Origin of the sequence: Mycobacterium sp. OAS707, assembly GCF_014873705.1 — a bacterium.
GTDB lineage: Bacteria > Actinomycetota > Actinomycetes > Mycobacteriales > Mycobacteriaceae > Mycobacterium.
Map to the genome: position 1 here is coordinate 1,057,617 of NZ_JADBDS010000001.1, position 16,229 is coordinate 1,073,845.

General features: G+C 64.9%; 15 protein-coding genes. 10 read left to right on the forward strand and 5 right to left on the reverse strand.

Annotation, left to right across the window (positions count from 1 at the left end; translation table 11 throughout):
- Positions 1-47: 47 nt before the first annotated feature.
- The 8 genes from GGC64_RS05230 (at position 48) to GGC64_RS05265 (ending at position 9,019) form a co-directional block, all read left to right on the forward strand.
- The gene (locus tag GGC64_RS05230; protein WP_192721363.1) at positions 48-1,598 is read left to right on the forward strand and encodes a molybdopterin-dependent oxidoreductase; all 1,551 of its coding nucleotides are present in this window, start codon (positions 48-50) and stop codon (positions 1,596-1,598) included.
- An 83-nt stretch (positions 1,599-1,681) separates the two neighbouring features.
- Positions 1,682-2,047, forward strand: a complete 366-nt coding sequence (locus GGC64_RS05235) for a glutamyl-tRNA amidotransferase (protein ID WP_192721364.1) — start codon at positions 1,682-1,684, stop codon at positions 2,045-2,047.
- A gap of 21 nt (positions 2,048-2,068) precedes the next feature.
- Positions 2,069-3,616 carry an ATP-dependent DNA ligase gene (locus GGC64_RS05240; protein WP_192721365.1) on the forward strand — a complete coding sequence of 516 codons (1,548 nt, stop codon included), beginning with the start codon at positions 2,069-2,071 and terminating at the stop codon, positions 3,614-3,616.
- Positions 3,613-4,398, forward strand: coding sequence for an alpha/beta fold hydrolase (locus GGC64_RS05245; RefSeq protein ID WP_192721366.1), 786 nt, complete (start codon positions 3,613-3,615; stop codon positions 4,396-4,398). The genes GGC64_RS05240 and GGC64_RS05245 overlap by 4 nt, the downstream gene beginning before the upstream one ends.
- Positions 4,399-4,454: 56 nt before the next feature.
- Positions 4,455-6,746 carry a carbon starvation CstA family protein gene (locus GGC64_RS05250; RefSeq protein ID WP_192721367.1) on the forward strand — a complete coding sequence of 764 codons (2,292 nt, stop codon included), beginning with the start codon at positions 4,455-4,457 and terminating at the stop codon, positions 6,744-6,746.
- Positions 6,746-6,883, forward strand: a complete 138-nt coding sequence (locus GGC64_RS05255) for a CstA-like transporter-associated (seleno)protein (protein ID WP_370581983.1) — start codon at positions 6,746-6,748, stop codon at positions 6,881-6,883. The genes GGC64_RS05250 and GGC64_RS05255 overlap by 1 nt, the downstream gene beginning before the upstream one ends.
- A 138-nt stretch (positions 6,884-7,021) precedes the next feature.
- Complete coding sequence (locus tag GGC64_RS05260; RefSeq protein ID WP_192721369.1) at positions 7,022-8,314, forward strand: amidohydrolase family protein; 1,293 nt, start codon at positions 7,022-7,024, stop codon at positions 8,312-8,314.
- Between the two features lie 156 nt (positions 8,315-8,470).
- Positions 8,471-9,019 carry a chitin-binding protein gene (locus tag GGC64_RS05265; protein ID WP_370581985.1) on the forward strand — a complete coding sequence of 183 codons (549 nt, stop codon included), beginning with the start codon at positions 8,471-8,473 and terminating at the stop codon, positions 9,017-9,019.
- Positions 9,020-9,062: 43 nt separating this feature from the next.
- Here GGC64_RS05265 and GGC64_RS05270 read toward each other — a convergent pair whose 3' ends face one another.
- Entirely contained in the window at positions 9,063-10,283 is a 1,221-nt protein-coding gene (locus GGC64_RS05270) for a cytochrome P450 (RefSeq protein ID WP_192722407.1), read from the reverse strand.
- A gap of 11 nt (positions 10,284-10,294) precedes the next feature.
- Positions 10,295-11,341 carry an LLM class F420-dependent oxidoreductase gene (locus GGC64_RS05275; protein WP_192721371.1) on the reverse strand — a complete coding sequence of 349 codons (1,047 nt, stop codon included), beginning with the start codon at positions 11,339-11,341 and terminating at the stop codon, positions 10,295-10,297.
- An 87-nt stretch (positions 11,342-11,428) separates the two neighbouring features.
- Here GGC64_RS05275 and GGC64_RS05280 point away from each other — a divergent pair, with 87 nt between their 5' ends.
- Complete coding sequence (locus GGC64_RS05280) at positions 11,429-12,925, forward strand: acyl-CoA carboxylase subunit beta (RefSeq protein WP_192721372.1); 1,497 nt, start codon at positions 11,429-11,431, stop codon at positions 12,923-12,925.
- Positions 12,926-12,978: 53 nt separating this feature from the next.
- Here the strand turns inward: GGC64_RS05280 and GGC64_RS05285 are convergent, their stop codons facing one another.
- The 3 genes from GGC64_RS05285 to GGC64_RS05295 are packed head-to-tail and all read right to left on the reverse strand — an operon-like array spanning position 12,979 to position 15,442.
- Positions 12,979-14,049 carry a TIGR03857 family LLM class F420-dependent oxidoreductase gene (locus GGC64_RS05285; protein WP_192721373.1) on the reverse strand — a complete coding sequence of 357 codons (1,071 nt, stop codon included), beginning with the start codon at positions 14,047-14,049 and terminating at the stop codon, positions 12,979-12,981.
- Complete coding sequence (locus tag GGC64_RS05290) at positions 14,013-14,387, reverse strand: nuclear transport factor 2 family protein (protein WP_192721374.1); 375 nt, start codon at positions 14,385-14,387, stop codon at positions 14,013-14,015. The genes GGC64_RS05285 and GGC64_RS05290 overlap by 37 nt, the downstream gene beginning before the upstream one ends.
- Positions 14,384-15,442, reverse strand: a complete 1,059-nt coding sequence (locus tag GGC64_RS05295) for a phosphotransferase (RefSeq protein WP_192721375.1) — start codon at positions 15,440-15,442, stop codon at positions 14,384-14,386. Before GGC64_RS05295 ends, GGC64_RS05290 begins: the two co-directional genes overlap by 4 nt.
- A gap of 67 nt (positions 15,443-15,509) precedes the next feature.
- On the opposite strand from GGC64_RS05295, the gene GGC64_RS05300 reads away from it, so the two are divergent.
- The gene (locus GGC64_RS05300; protein WP_192721376.1) at positions 15,510-16,124 is read left to right on the forward strand and encodes a TetR/AcrR family transcriptional regulator; all 615 of its coding nucleotides are present in this window, start codon (positions 15,510-15,512) and stop codon (positions 16,122-16,124) included.
- The last annotated feature ends 105 nt before the right edge of the window (positions 16,125-16,229 follow it).

The window sequence follows — 16,229 nt, forward strand, 5'->3', positions numbered from 1 at the left end:
ACAACTTCGTAAGCCCTGGCGATCCGGCGCGCAGGTAGGTTCTGGTTATGGCCAGACCAGCTGCCGAATCGCGGATGCTGGCGGGCATTGCGGCTGCCGCTGTGGCGCTCGGGGTCACGCAGCTGCTTGCCGTCGCGTTCGGCCCGCAGGCCGACGCCCGCACGGCAATCGGCTCGGCGATCATCGACCTGACGCCAGGTCCGGTCAAAGAGTGGACGATCCAGACCTTCGGCACCGCCGACAAGCTTTTCCTGACGATCGTCGTGCTCGGCGTGATCGCGTTGATCGCCGCTGTCACGGCGCGATGGGAGACGCGCCGCGTCCCTGTCGGCAGTGCCGCAATCGTCGTCGCCGGGATTGCGGGCTGCGCCGCCGTGCTGTCCAGGGCGGGGGCGACGGTCGCCGACATCGTGCCAACGGTGATCGGCACCGTCTGCGGGGTGGCCGTGCTGCGACTGCTGACCTCCGGACGGTTCACCAACGCGCCGGAGCCGGAAGAGGGTTCCGACGCCCCCGACCGCGGTCGCCGACTGTCGCTGGTGACGCTGGGTTTTCTCGGCGCAGGAGCGGTGACGGGCGTTGGCGGCGTTGTGTTGTCACGCATGCTGTCGTCGGTCTCTGGTGATCGCGATGCGTTCGCGCTGCCGAAGGTCGACGTCGCAGCGCCGCCGGTGCCGCCGGCCGTGCAGCCCAAAGGTGTTGCGCTGCCGTCGTTTGTCACAAGCAACGCCGACTTCTACCGGATCGACACGGCGCTGAGTGTGCCACAGCTGAGCCGCGCAGATTGGCAGCTGAAGATCCACGGCATGGTGGACCGCGAGATCACCTACCGCTTCGAAGACCTGGACCGGTTCGACGTCGTCGAGAAATTGGTGACGCTCACGTGTGTGTCGAATCCGGTTGGCGGCGACCTCATTTCGAACGCGACGTGGACGGGGTACCGGGTGCGCGACCTGCTGGCCGACGCGGGTGTGCATCCCGACGCCGACATGGTGCTATCGATGTCGATCGACGGGTTCACCGCGGGCACACCCGTCGAGGCGTTGACCGACAAGCGGGACGCATTGCTGGCGGTGGGGATGAACGGCCAGCCGCTGCCCACCGAGCACGGCTATCCCGCCCGGCTTGTCGTCCCCGGGCTGTACGGCTACGTATCGGCCACCAAGTGGGTCGTCGACCTGGAGCTGACCCGATTCGATCGCGCCGAGGCGTTCTGGACGCAGCACGGCTGGTCGGCAAAGGGCCCGATCAAGACCGAGTCGCGAATCGACGTGCCTCGCAGCGGACAAGAGGTGGCCGAGGGGCCGGTCACATTCGGTGGCATCGCGTGGGCGCAGAACCGCGGCGTGCGCAGCGTCGAGGTGCGCATCGACAGCCCAAATAAGCAAGGCCCTTGGCTACCAGCCGATCTCGGCGCCTCGTACTCCAACGACACCTGGCGGCTGTGGAGCTTCAACTGGCAGGCCACGCAGCCCGGCGAGCACACCATCTCCGTGCGCGCGACCGACAACACCGGCGCGGTCCAGACGGCCGACGAGGCGTCGCCGGTCCCCGACGGCGCCACCGGCTGGCACACGGTCTCGTTCGCAGTGAAATAACTACCGCGAGCGTGCGTGTCTGCACGTGGACACGCCGGAAAATGACGTGCAAACATGCACGCTCGCGGCTACTTTGGCGTGCCATGTCGCACGCAACGAATTGGCGGACCAAGCTGCGCGACGCGCTGATGGCCGCACGCAAAGACCGCGACGCGATCCGCGTCGCGGCGCTGCGCTCTGCGCTCAGTGCGATCGACAACGCCGAAACGCCGGAGGGCACGCAGCTGGATGCCCAGTCGAGCGGCACGATCGCCAACGCCGTCATCGGCCTCGGCTCGGCCGAGGTGGCGCGCCGGGAACTGTCCGACGACGAAATCCGCGACTTGATGCGCGCCGAGATCGACGAGCGGATCACGGCGGCCGCGGCGATCGAGACAACGCACACCGAACGTGCGGACGACCTGCGCGCCGAGGCGGCCGTGATCACCGGACTCCTCGGAGATGTCTGACGCGCGTGCGAGGCTTGGCTGGTGCAGCTGACTGACGTCGCCTCCGCGTCGGCCGAGGTCGGCGCGACCTCGGCGCGGCTGGCCAAGATCGCCCGCATCGCCGACCTGCTGCGTCAGGCGGGCGACCAGGACGACGCGAAGCTGATCGCGGTCGTGGTGTCCTGGCTGTCGGGCGAGCTGCCGCAACGCCAGATCGGCGTCGGCTGGGCCGCGCTGCGTTCGCTTCCGCCCCCGGCCGCCGAACCGTCGCTGACCGTGCTGCAGGTCGATGCGGTGTTCAGCGAAATCGGCCAGGTCGCGGGAAAGGGCGCGCAGGCGCGGCGCGCCGAGCTCGTCAACGGACTGTTCGCCGCGGCCACCGAACCCGAACAGACATTCCTGCGACGGCTGCTCAGCGGCGAGTTACGCCAGGGCGCGCTGGTCGGGGTGATGGCCGACGCGGTCGCCAAGGCCGCCGAGATCGCCGCGCCCGTCGTGCGGCGCGCGGCGATGCTGGGCGGCGACCTGCCCGCCGTCGCCGCCGCCGCGTTGACCGGCGACGAAACCGCACTCGAGCAGTTCACCCTCAAGGTGGGCCAGCCGGTCGGTCCCATGCTCGCCCAGACCGCAACCGGCGTCCGCGAAGCGCTCGAACGTCTCGGTGGCACAGCGGTTTTCGAAGCCAAGCTGGACGGCGCGCGGGTGCAGATCCACCGCGCGGGCGACGCGGTATCGATCTACACCCGCAGCCTCGACGACGTGACCGAACGCCTGCCCGAGGTGGTAGAGGCGACGTTGGCGCTACCCGTCACCGATCTGATCGCCGACGCGGAGGCCATCGCGCTGCGACCCGACGGACGCCCGCATCGATTCCAGGAAACGGCCTCGCGGTTCGGACGCCGAGTCGACATTGCCGCCGCCCGCCAGGCGCAGCCACTGTCGGTGTTCGTCTTCGACTTGCTGCATCTCGACGGCGAAGACCTGCTGGACCGGCCGGCCAGCGAACGCGTCGATGCGCTGGACGCGATCGTGCCAAAGGCCCATCGCGTCGACAGACTCATCACCGCCGACGCCGATGCCGCCCAGCGGTTTCTCGACATCACCCTCGAGGCCGGACACGAAGGGGTGATGGCGAAATCGCTGACCGCACCGTACGAGGCCGGCCGACGCGGGGCGGGCTGGCTGAAGGTCAAGCCGGTACACACACTCGATCTCGTCGTCCTCGGCGTCGAGTGGGGTTCGGGCAGGCGCACGGGGAAGCTCTCCAACATCCACCTCGGAGCACGCGACCCGGAAACGGGCGGATTCGTCATGCTGGGCAAGACTTTCAAGGGCATGACCGACGCGATGTTGGAGTGGCAGACCACCCGCTTCATGGAATTGGCCGACGGTCCCACCGACGGCTATGTGGTCAAGCTTCGGCCCGAACAGGTCGTAGAGATCGCGTTCGACGGCGTGCAGGGCTCGACGCGCTATCCCGGCGGCATGGCCCTGCGATTCGCGCGCGTGCTGCGCTACCGTGACGACAAAAGTCCAGCTGAGGCCGACACGATCGACACTGTGCGCTCCTTCTACGAGCGCGGTTCATGACCAACGTCGTCAGCGCCGATGAAACGACGCTTGTTGCGCGAAGTTTCGGCCACGGCATACCCGTCGTCCTGATTCACGGTTCGGCCGGCGGGCTGGATTCGTGGGATGGTGTCGCACCGTTTCTCACCGATGCGTTCGAGGTCTGGGTCTACGCCCGTCGCGGCTATGCACCCAGCGGAACAGGTGCGCAGGCGAAGACATTCGCCGACGAGGTGGCCGACGCGCTTGCGGTCGTGGACGCCGCAGGCGGCGATGCCCACCTCGTCGGTGCCTCCTACGGCGGCACGGTCGCCCTTCACGTAGCGCGCAACAACGCCTCGGCCGTGAGGAGCCTGACCATATTCGAGCCGCCGTTGTTTGCGTCCGGTGCCGCACTGCTTTCGGTGCTCGAGTCATACGAGTCACTGATCGCCTCCGGCGAGTTGGCTGCCGCCGCGCGACTGTTCGCCGAGAAGGTCGCGCGCGTCCCCACCGAACTGCTCGTGACGCTGCAGCCCGAGGACGACGATGTTGCCGAGGCTGCCGGCTGCCTTAGTGATCTACGCGCGATGGCACGCGACGAAACAGACGTCGATCGCTGGGCCGATATCACCATTCCGACCCTGCTGATGCAGGGTGCGAACTCCTGGCCGCCCATCCCGTCGACGATGGAACGGCTCGCGAGCGTGCTGCCTGCCGCCGACCGCTGCGTACTCGAAGGTCAATCGCACTTCGCAACCCACACCGCACCAGAGCTATTCGCAGCGGAACTCCTGCGATTCCTGTACAAACACAGCGGTTAAGCAGCCAAAGCCCAGATTTCCCCCAACGCTGTTTTGCGCGGTGGAAGGATCGGTCCATGGCCACACCCACTGCCACACCATCTGACCGCGTCGAGGAAACCGACGGCGACATCACCTATATCCGCACCGATAAGGACCTGCCGCCGGTAGCGATCATCGACCGCTCCCCGATCACCACCAGACACAAGATCGTTTTCGGCGTCATCGCGTTGCTCGGCGCGATCGCGTGGGCGATGATCGCGTTCTTCCGCGGGGAGACGGTCAACGCGGTGTGGTTCGTCATCGCGGCAATCTGCACCTATGTGATCGGCTTCCGGTTCTACGCGCGGCTGATCGAGATGAAGATCGTGCGTCCGCGCGACGACAACGCCACTCCGGCTGAGCTTTTCGAAAACGCGACCGACTACATGCCAACCGATCGGCGCGTGCTCTACGGCCATCACTTCGCCGCGATCGCAGGCGCAGGTCCACTTGTCGGCCCGGTCCTCGCGATGCAGATGGGCTATCTTCCCGGCACCATCTGGATCATCATCGGCGCAGTCGTGGCCGGCTGCGTGCAGGACTATCTCGTGCTGGCGATTTCAGTAAGGCGACGCGGCCGCTCGCTCGGCCAGATGGCGCGTGACGAACTCGGAGCCATTGGCGGTGCCGCCGCAATCATCGGCGTGCTCGTCATCATGGTGATCCTGCTCGCGGTGTTGGCCTTGGTGGTCGTCGGCGCGCTCGCCGAGAGTCCGTGGGGCGTCTTCTCCATCGCAATGACCATTCCGATCGCGCTTTTCATGGGTGTTTACCTGCGGTTCCTGCGCCCCGGCCGGGTGTCGGAGGTGTCGCTGATCGGTGTCGTCCTGCTACTGCTCGCAGTCATCTCCGGCGGATGGGTCGCCGAAACATCTTGGGGCGCAGACTGGTTCACGCTGTCGAAGGTGGCGCTGTCGTGGTGCATCATCATCTACGGCTTCGCGGCCTCCGTGCTGCCGGTGTGGCTGTTGCTGGCCCCGCGCGACTACCTGTCGACGTTCATGAAGGTCGGCACCATCGCGCTACTGGCGATCGGCATCCTGTTGGCCCGCCCCATCATGGAAGCGCCCGCGATCTCGCAGTTCGCCACAAAGGGCACCGGGCCGGTCTTCGCCGGTTCCCTGTTCCCGTTCCTGTTCATCACGATTGCGTGCGGCGCGCTGTCGGGATTCCACGCGCTGATCTCGTCGGGCACCACACCCAAACTGCTCGAAAAAGAAAGCCAGATGCGCCTGATCGGCTACGGCGGCATGCTCACCGAGTCGTTCGTCGCCATCATGGCGCTGATCACCGCGGCCATCATCAACCAGCACCTGTACTTCGTGATGAACGCGCCCGCGGGCCAGACCGGCACTACCGCGCAGACGGCCGCGGACTACGTCAACAAACTAGGGCTGTCCGGCGCCTCGATCACCGCTGGGGAGATCACGGACGCCGCACAGGGTGTCGGTGAGAAGTCGATCGTGTCGCGCACGGGCGGCGCGCCGACGTTGGCGTTCGGCATGTCCGAAGTGCTGCACCAGGTCTTCGGAGGCACGGGCCTCAAGGCGTTCTGGTACCACTTCGCGATCATGTTCGAGGCACTGTTCATCCTCACCACCGTCGACGCAGGCACGCGCGTCGCCCGGTTCATGCTCTCCGACGGACTCGGCAATCTCGGTGGCCCGATGAAGAGGCTGCAGAATCCGAGCTGGCGCGTCGGCGCGTGGATCTGCAGCGTGATAGTCGTCGCCGCGTGGGGCAGCATCCTGCTGATGGGTGTCACCGATCCGCTCGGTGGCATCAACACGCTGTTCCCCTTGTTCGGCATCGCCAATCAACTCCTTGCCGCGATAGCGCTCACGGTCGTCACGGTCGTTGTGGTCAAACGGGGCCTGGTGAAATGGGCTTGGATACCGGCACTTCCGCTGTTCTGGGATCTCATCGTCACCCTCACCGCGTCGTGGCAGAAGATCTTCTCCGCCGATCCGAAGGTCGGCTACTGGAAGCAACACAGCATCTGCCAGGCGGCACAACAGGCCGGAAAGCTGTGTCTGACCGCCAAGTCCCCCGCTGACGTCGACAAGATCGTGCGCAACACGTTCATTCAGGGGACATTGTCGATCATCTTCGCGTCGCTTGTCGTCATCGTGTTCATCGCCGGAACAATGGTCGTACTCAAGTCGATTCGAGGCTCGGGCCGACCGCTGGCCGAGGACGAACCGGTGCCGTCGCGCATCTTCGCGCCATCGGGGCTCATCCCGACAAAGACGGAACGGGAGGTGCAAAAGCAATGGGACGCGCTGCCAAAATCGTCCACCAGATCGGTTGGTACTGGGGTTCATTGATGGGCGATAACCACTATCGCCGCTACGTCGAACATCGCCGCCGCATCCACCCGGGTGAGGCTGTCATCTCGGAACGCGAGTACTGGCGCATGCGCCATGACACGACGGAGAGCAATCCCAATCCGCGGTGCTGCTGACGCAAGGTGCCGAAACGGCATTCCTGCACGCGCAATCCCGGCGCGCCATCGGACCTGACGCCGTACGTTGGTACCCAGGACCAACTCACAGCTAAACTGTTGCCCATACGGTAAGCGCATCTTCTGGAGGGACCGGGCATGAACAAAGACGACATGATCCTTGTCAGCGTCGACGACCACATCGTCGAACCGCCCGACATGTTCCGCAATCACCTGTCAAAGAAGTACTTGGATGAGGCGCCCCGACTGGTGCACAACCCGGACGGGTCTGACACCTGGCAGTTCCGCGACGTGGTGATCCCGAATGTGGCGCTCAATGCGGTCGCGGGCCGACCGAAGGAGGAGTACGGACTGGAGCCAACGGGCCTCGATGAGATCCGACCCGGCTGTTACGACGTCGATGAGCGCATCAAGGACATGAACGCAGGCGGCATCCTCGGCTCCATCTGCTTCCCCTCGTTCCCAGGATTCGCCGGCCGCCTGTTCGTCACCGAGGACCCGGAATTCTCGCTGGCGTTGTTGCAGGCATACAACGACTGGCACGTCGAGGAATGGTGCGCCGCCTACCCGGCACGTTTCATCCCGATGTGCCTGCCCGTGATCTGGGACGCCGAGGCCTGCGCCAAAGAGGTGCGCCGCAACGCCGAGCGCGGCGTGCATGCGCTGACCTTCACCGAAAACCCCGCCGCCATGGGCTATCCCAGCTTCCACGACGACTACTGGACGCCGCTGTGGGAAGCGCTTGTCGACACCGACACCGTGATGAACGTGCACATCGGCTCCTCCGGGAAACTCGCGATCACCGCGCCGGATGCCCCGATGGACGTGATGATCACGCTGCAACCGATGAACATCGTGCAAGCCGCGGCGGATCTGTTGTGGTCCAAGCCAATCAAGAAATATCCGGATCTCAAGATCGCCCTTTCCGAGGGCGGGACCGGCTGGATTCCCTACTTCCTCGAGCGGGCCGACCGCACCTATGAGATGCACTCGACCTGGACCGGTCAGGACTTCAAAGGCAAGAAACCGTCAGAGGTGTTCCGTGAGCACTTCCTGACCTGCTTCATCTCCGATCATGTTGGGGTGGCACTGCGTAACGACATCGGCATCGACAACATCTGCTGGGAAGCCGACTACCCACACAGCGACAGCATGTGGCCCGGCGCCCCCGAGCAACTGCACGAGGTGCTCGAGAAGAACAATGTGCCCGACGACGAGGTCAACAAAATGACCTTCGAAAACGCGATGCGCTGGTATCACTGGGACCCGTTCACACACATCAGCCGTGAGCAGGCCACCATCGGCGCGCTGCGCAAGGCCGCCGAGGGCCACGATGTCTCCATCCAGTCGCGGTCGCATGGCAAGAAGGATTCGAGCCTCGGCGCCAACACGTTGCAGGCGCAGCTGGACAGGAGCAACGCTCCGGGCTGAGTTGCCGCCCAGCAGATTGCTACTGACCGCATAGCTGGCTCTTAGGGTGCCTACCTAACCTCGCCTTTGGGTTGGGGCGTCGACCGACGCGCGAAAGGCCAGGTTATGAAGCTCAAACAAGTGGTCGCCGGAGCGGCGATCAGCTGCGCTCTTGGCATGACAGGATTCAGTCTCGGGTCAGGCGTTGCCAGCGCCGCACCGCCTCAGTGCAACCCGGCGCCCGGGGTGCAGTGTGGCCCGGGTGGTCCGGGCGGGCCGCCGGCGCAACGAGGACCGGGTGGCCCGCCGCCCGAGCAGCGCGGCCCCGATGGCCCGCCACCGGGTGACTTCCGCGGTCCGGGTGGTCCCCCGCCTGGCGACTTCCACGACCGCGGCGGTCCGGGTGGTCCCCCGCCTGGCGACTTCCACAACCCAGGCGGCCCCGACTTCCACACGCCCGACAACCACGATTGGCGACCACCGTGGAATCCCGGCGACAACGACTGGCGCGGCCGATTCCACGGTGCGCCATGGGGTGGCGATCTGCCGCCATGGGGCTGGGGCGCGCCGCCGCCGCCTGCATGGGACGGTCCGCTGCCGGATCCGTGGGGGCCGCCGCCACCGCCGATCAACTACTGGGGCTTCCAGGAGCAGCCGATCTGGGATCCGGGCTACAACCAATGGGGCTTTTGGTTCTTCGGGATCTGGATTCCGCTCCCGGTCTGATCTGACGACGGCCGCCTCGAAATCTTCGGGGCGGCCGTCTAATTCACGTGAGCGAGTAACGGATCGGCAGGTGCTTGAGGCCGCCCACGAAGATCGTGGCGATGTGGCTTGGATCGCCCGTCAACTCGATCGACTTCAGTCGAGGGACCAGTTCGGAGAAGAAGCTGTTGACCTCCATGCGGGCCAGCGCGGCTCCCAGACAGAAGTGCACGCCGTAGCCGAACGCGTTGTGCCGGTTCGGGTCACGGCCCACGTCGAACCGGAACGGGTCGTCGAATACTTCCTCGTCCCGATTTGACGATGCGTACGACAGCAGTACGGATTCGCCGGCCTTGATCGGCACACCGCGTACGGTGGTGTCCTCGCGGGTCGTGCGCATGAACTCCTTGACGGGAGTTACCCACCGAATCATCTCCTCGGTGGCGAGCGGCATCAGCGTCGGGTTATCGCGAAGGCGAGCAAGCTGATCGGGGTGCTCGATCAAGGCCTGCAGGCCGCCGGAGATCACGGCGCTGGTGGTGTCATGTCCCGCGGTGGCGATGATGACGTAGTACGACACCGTATCGATATCCGAAAGGGGTTCGCCGTCGATCTTTGCGTTTGCGATGGCCGACGCCAGATCCTCCGTCGGGTCGGCCCGGCGCGAGGCGGTCAGTGCGGTGAAGTAGCCGAACATGTCGAGCAGCGCGGTCATCTGCTCCTCTTTGGAGGCACCGCGCTGCAATTCGGCGTCGTCGTTTCCGAATAACTCCTGGGTGTACTTGAGCAGGCGCGGAAAGTCGGATTCGGGCAAGCCAAGCAGCGACATGATCACGTAGAGCGGATAGTTCACCGCTACCTCTTGGACGAAGTCGCACTCGTTGCCCGACTCCATCATGTTGTCGACGAAACGCCTTGCGAGTTCGTCGACACGAACCTTCAACGCCCGCATGGCTTTCGGGCGGAACCAGTCGCCGCCGATGGCCCGAACCACACGGTGCTGCGGGTCATCCATGTGAATCAGCGTGCTGATTCCGATCGCCGCCTGTTGTTCGTCGGCCTCGGCCGTCATCAGCACCGGTCGCGGGGAGTTGGTGAACAGTGTGTTGTTTCGTTCGATCGCCATGATGTCGGCGTGCTTGGTGATGGCCCAGAACGGCTTGTAGTTGGGCATGTCCACCCACGCCACCGGGTTACGGGTCCGCAAATGGGTCAGTGCCGCATGGAGTTTGGCCTCGTCGGTGTATGCCAACGGATCAACGAAAACCTTGGCGGCCTCATCCATCGTCGGCGCGGTCACGGGCGACTCCTCACGGGTTGGCCGCGCAACTCCTCCAGCACGGCGATGACGGTGTCCTCGCCAACCGAGGACGGGAAACCGACCAGCACACGATCAATCACTCCGGCGCAGCGGTCGCGAATCTTGCTGGCCACCGTGTCGATGGGGGCGACGACCGCGAACGCCTCGAGGATCTCGTCGTCGATCAGCGTGCCCATGGTGTCCCACTCGCCCTGCAGGCTCAGCCGGTGCAGTTCGGAGTGCAGATCGCCCCAGCCGTGTAACTCGAGCACCTTTCGGTACGCCGGGGTGGAGCCGTAGAAGGCGATCTGCTTGCGGGTGCCGACGCCGGCCGCCGCCAACTCGTCGTCGGTCTCCCCCGTCACCACAAAGATCGGGGCCGACAGCTGAAAGTCCTTGCGCTGGCGGCCAGACCGCTGCATGCCCCGCAGCAACGCCGGGGTGGTCACCTCTTCGAAATACCGCTTGGTGGTGAACGCGTGAGCAAGCAGGCCGTCGGCGACCTCGCCGCACATCTCCGTCATCGCCTCGCCGACCGCGGCGACGAACACCTTAGGAGAGGAGTGCGGTTGCGGCTCGGGGGTGAACATCGGCGTCATCAGTTTGTGGGTGTAGAAATCGCCCTCGAAGCGCAGCTTTGTGCCCTCGCGCCAACACGACCAGATCTCATGCAACGCCATCACGAACTCACGCATCCGCCCAACGGGCTGACTCCACGGCATGCTGAACCGCTTCTCGATGTGGGCCTGCACCTGCGAGCCAAGGCCAAGAATGAATCGGCCGCCCGAATACTCCTGTAGATCCCACCCGACATTGGCAATCGTCATCGGGTTGCGGGCGAACGCCACGGCGATGCTGGTGCCCAATTCGATGCGAGTGGTGTGCTCCGCGGCCAGCACCAAAGGCAGGAACGGGTCGTGATTGATCTCGGCGGTCCAGCAGCAGTCGTAGCCTCGCCGCTCGAGCTTGGTCGCTGCCTGTGCGACGTTGGTGAGCCCGCTGGCCACGGCCGCGTCGACCTTCAGGCCGCCGTCGCTACCCATACTCGCAGACGCTACAGTAAGCAATTCAGTATGGTCAACGTGAACATACCGGTGCGACGATCGCCTTCTGACGACAGGAGCTGCGGCATGACCAAGTCCGAAGACTGGACGGACACGCTCGACGAGCTGTCCCGCCGACGTCGACACGCCCACGCGATGGGCGGCCCGGAACGCCTCGACAAGCACCACGGCAAGGGCAAGCTCGACGCCCGCGCCCGTCTCGAGCATCTTCTCGACAAGGGTTCGTTCCGTGAGTTCGGCACGCTCGTCGGCGGGGACATCGCAGCCGACGGGATCGTTGCCGGCTCCGGGCTGATCAACGGCTCGCCGGTGATGGTCGGCGCGGAGGACTTCACCACCCTGGCGGGCAGCATCGGTCCCGGCGGCAACGCCAAACGCTACCGGCTCGCCGAACTCGCGCTGCGCGACCGGATCCCGCTCGTGATGCTGCTCGAGGGTGCGGGGTTCCGGCCTAGCGGTGAGCATTACGGCCGCACCCCGACCGACCTGCTGGCGCAGGCACAGTGTTCCGGCAAGGTACCGATGATCGGCGGACTGCTCGGCCCTTCGGCTGGCCACGGCGCGCTGGTGGCACCGGTCTGCGACTTCACGATCATGAGCAGGCAGGGCGCCATCTTCACCGCCGGGCCGCCAGTGGTCAAAGAGTCAACGGGCGAGGACATTTCGAAGGAAGAGCTGGGCGGCCCGAGTGTGGCGCTGGCCAGTGGAGTGATCCACAACCTGGCCGAGGACGACGAGGCGGTGCTCGACGACATCCGCCGGTACCTGTCGTACTTCCCGCCCAGCGCGTGGTCGTATCCACCGTCGCTGCCCGAAGACGAAGCCGCCGAACCACGTTCGACCCCCGAACTGCTCGACATCGTCCCGCGGGGCAACCGCCGGGTCTACGACATGCGCGCGGTGCTCGACGTGGTATTCGACGCGCGGGGCTGGTTCGAGGTGCAACCGAAGTTCGGGCCCGCGATCATCTGCGCGCTCGCCCATCTCGGCGGCCATCCCGTCGCGGTGGTAGCCAACCAGCCGCAGGTGATTGCCGGTTCGATCGACGCCGACGCCGCCGACAAGGCAGCACATTTCATCACCGTTGCCGACTCGTTCCACCTGCCGATCGTGTTCCTCGCCGACAATCCCGGAATGCTGCCCGGCAGCCGGTCCGAGAAGAGCGGGGTGTTACGCAGTGGTGCAAGGATGTTCGCCGCGCAGACCGCCGCGACAACGCTCAAACTGCATGTGACACTGCGAAAGGCCTACGGGTTCGGGTCAATGGTGATGTCGCTGTTGGGGTTCGACAATCAGAGCGCGACATTTGCCTACCCCGGCGCCACGATGGGCGCGATGAGCGCTGCCGCACTCAGTCGCGCGTCTCACGCCGCCGAAGATGTCGAGGCCAAGCTTCGCAAGGCAGAGGTCGAGGCGTCGTTCCGCTCGGCCGGCCACCTCGGATTCGACGACCTCATCCATCCCGAGGAAACTCGCAACGCGCTGCTGTCGGCGCTGCAGCGGGGCATCTACGCCAGGCAGGCCGCAGCGGAACCGGTGTCCCGCACGGTCATCACACCCTGAGTTTGCGATTTCGGCGCGCTGATCCACGCTCAGCGACGGTTTGCGCGCCCAAATCACAACGCGCGGTAGGCGTCGACGATCGGCTCGAGTTCGTCGGGAGTGGCGCCGTGCATGATCAGCGCGTCGGCGCCGTAGTCGAACTCCTTGCGGATCCGGTCGACGCACTGCCGCGCCGATCCGGTCGCCGACGGCTCCAGCCATTCGTCGGGGATCAAGGTCGCGATGTGTTCGATCTGCTCGGGCGTGGCCTTGTGATCGATGCCGCCAGGTATCGACGTGACGACCGTATCCTCCCGAAAGCGTTGCAGTACAGCAGGATCCCAGCCATTCGTCGCCACCATGAGATCGCCGTAGCCCTGCAGATACGTCGCCAGTCGCGCGACGGTCTTCTTCAGTCGCAGCTCCTCGGGCAGGTGATCACCGACTGTTGCGAAGCACGACCACACGCGGACACTGGCCGGATCGCGGCCGGCCTGCTCCGCGGCGTCCTTCACCGTCTTCACGCACCGCTGCAGCGTCTCCGGTGTGAAGTAGGTGTGCAGGATGACATCGTCAAAGGCCCGGCCACCGAGTGCCAACGTCTGTGGTCCGAACGCGACCAACGCCAACCGGATGTCTTCGTTGAAGTCCGGATCCAGAAACAGCACCGGGTACTTGCCGATGGGTCCGTCGTGGTTGAAGATCAGCTCGCCGTGCCACAGCCGACGCATGACCTGCGCGAAGTCCTCCATCTGCGCGGTGGTCACCGCCGATATTCCGAACGCCGCATACATGGCCGCCACACCACGACCGATGCCGAGCGTGAACCGCCCGCCGGACAAGCGGTGCATCGTCGTGGCCCACGAACCGGTGATCAGTGGATGGCGCGTGTTGTGATTGGTTGCCGCCGTGGCGATCTGCATCCGGTCGGTCACCGCGCATGCGGCGCCGACGAGTGACGATGCCTCCTTGACGTTCCACCGCTCGGAGATGAAGGCGGTGCCGAAACCGAGTTCTTCGCCCCGCCGGGCCTCGGCCATCAGCGTGGCCGGACCTTCACCGCCGGCTCCGGCCAGCAGGTAGTAGCCAAGCTCATCGAGTACTCGCGTCACTGCCAAACCCCTTGCTTGTAGCCGCAATTCCACACTTCGGTGATCCTGCCGTCGACCACACGAAAGATCTCCATGCTGCCGACGGTGGTCTCGGTGCCGTCTTTCAGCCGTATCGGCGATTCATAGACGATCGCCACGTGTTCTCCGTCGTCGCCGGCGACTACGAGGTTCAGGTCGAAGCGGAGTTCCTCCGATACTTCCCACATGTCGACGATGCGATTCACCGCTTGGTCATGGGTCAAGGTGTGTGCCTCGCCAACTTCATGCCGGATTATCGTGTCACCGATCAGCTCGTCGGCGAGCGCAAAATCCTTCTTGTTCCAGACGACGAGGTTGTAGAGCTCCACCACCTCCCGTGCGGTGCGGGTCATGAAAACACCTCCAGTGCGCCTATGTCTTCGATTGTCGCCACCGCGCGTTCAGTGAGCTTCAGGCACAGCGCACGCGACCGCTCCGGCATGGCGTCCCAGCCGTTCAGCGTGATGACGGGCAGAACCATCAGGTAGGCCACGGCGAATCGGTAATGGCGCCACGCCTCGTCGAACGAATAGTCGGTCACGCCGTCGGCACTGAGGTACGCGAGGTATTCGCAGACCAGCTCCTCGTCGTGACCGCGGCGCACCTCCGTCGGCAGTCCCTGGCTCACCAGGTAGGCGATGTCGGCGGCTCCTGCGCCGCGGGCGGCGAATTGGAAATCGACCACCTTGAGTCGATCGCCTTCGAAAAACATGTTGTCGGCTCTGATGTCACCGTGCAGAAGCATCGAGCGTGCGGACAGTGCGTCCAACGCCTGGCCCGCGGCCTCGGTGAACCGTTCAGCGAAACCCTCGACTGCAGCCGAAACCGGCTTCGACGAGTGCTCGAGGTAAATCTGCCAGCCCGGCCCGAACGCCGGTATCAGCAGGTCGCGCACGATCGCGGTATCGATGCTCGGAAATGCTTCCAGCACAGCGGCATTCCTGCTATCACTCGACCAAGCGTGCAAGCCCGCGAGTTGCTCGATGCACACCCTCACGCGATCGAGCGACAGCCCGGCGAGGTGATCGGCGTTTTCCCAGTCGCACAGATCCTCGAGCACCAACACGAATTCCGCGGAGCCGTCGACCATGTGCGCCGCGTAGACATGCGGTGTTTGTATCGGCGCACTCCCGGCCACATGCCGGTAGAACGACAACTCACGCTGGTAGCCGCCCAGCAACTCCATGGCACCCCGCGCCTCCGACAGAGCGGGCAGCTTGACGATCACAGTCGACGGCACGCCATCGCCTTCGAGGTGCAGCCGGTACAACAACGACGAAAACCCGGTGTCCTCGGCGATCCTTTCGGCCCGAACGTCGGTCACCGTTCCGCTGTCGAGCGCGACGGTCAACCACTGCGCGGTGACGTCATCGATAGTCGACGGCCACGCCATCCCCGAAGTCACCATCGACCCCCTCGCAAAGAAATTTGACGCAGAACAACTAAGTTAGTTGTCGAGCGTCTAATATGCAAGAGTGCCTTCTCCTGCCCGCAGGTTGACGCAGCCGGAGCGCGTTGAGACCTCGAACCGGCGGATGCTCCAGGCTGCCGCGGAACTGATAGTCGAAAAGGGCTGGGAGGCAACGACTGCCGCGGAGATCGGACGTCGGGCGGGCTACAGCCGGGCCATGGTGCACGCGAGGTTCGGCAGCAAGGATGCCATCCTGGAAGCCTTCCTTCACGAATACGTGAAGCGACTCAATCCCGAGCCAGACCCCAAGGCCAGCGGCATGGATCAGGTACTTGCGCACTTCGACCGCATCGAAGAGATCTACACCGAGGACCAGGGTTTGCTGCTTGCGATGTTCGTCGCGACCTTCGAGGCGGTGAAGACCACCTCGCCCTTGCGTCAGCGCGTGCGGGATCAACTGCAAAGCGGCGCTTCGAAAGTCGAGAAGGGCCTGCGCAAGGGCATCCACGACGGTTCGATTCGTTCAGGTGTCGATATCACCCGCGCCGTCAGTGACATCAGCACGTCGGTGTTCGGCATCGCATTCTGGTGGACCGCGCTGCCCGACCGGTGCGACCTCGGGCGCGAGCTGACGAAGGTCCGGGAGCGCATCGTGGACACCTACGGCAACGCCACCTAGCGCACCCCTACCTCATAAAACCGCAGCTCGGGCTCCCCGCTGCCCCATGCCTTGCTTATATCGTGGGTTCATGCTCATAATATGAACGAGCTATAGGTCACACCT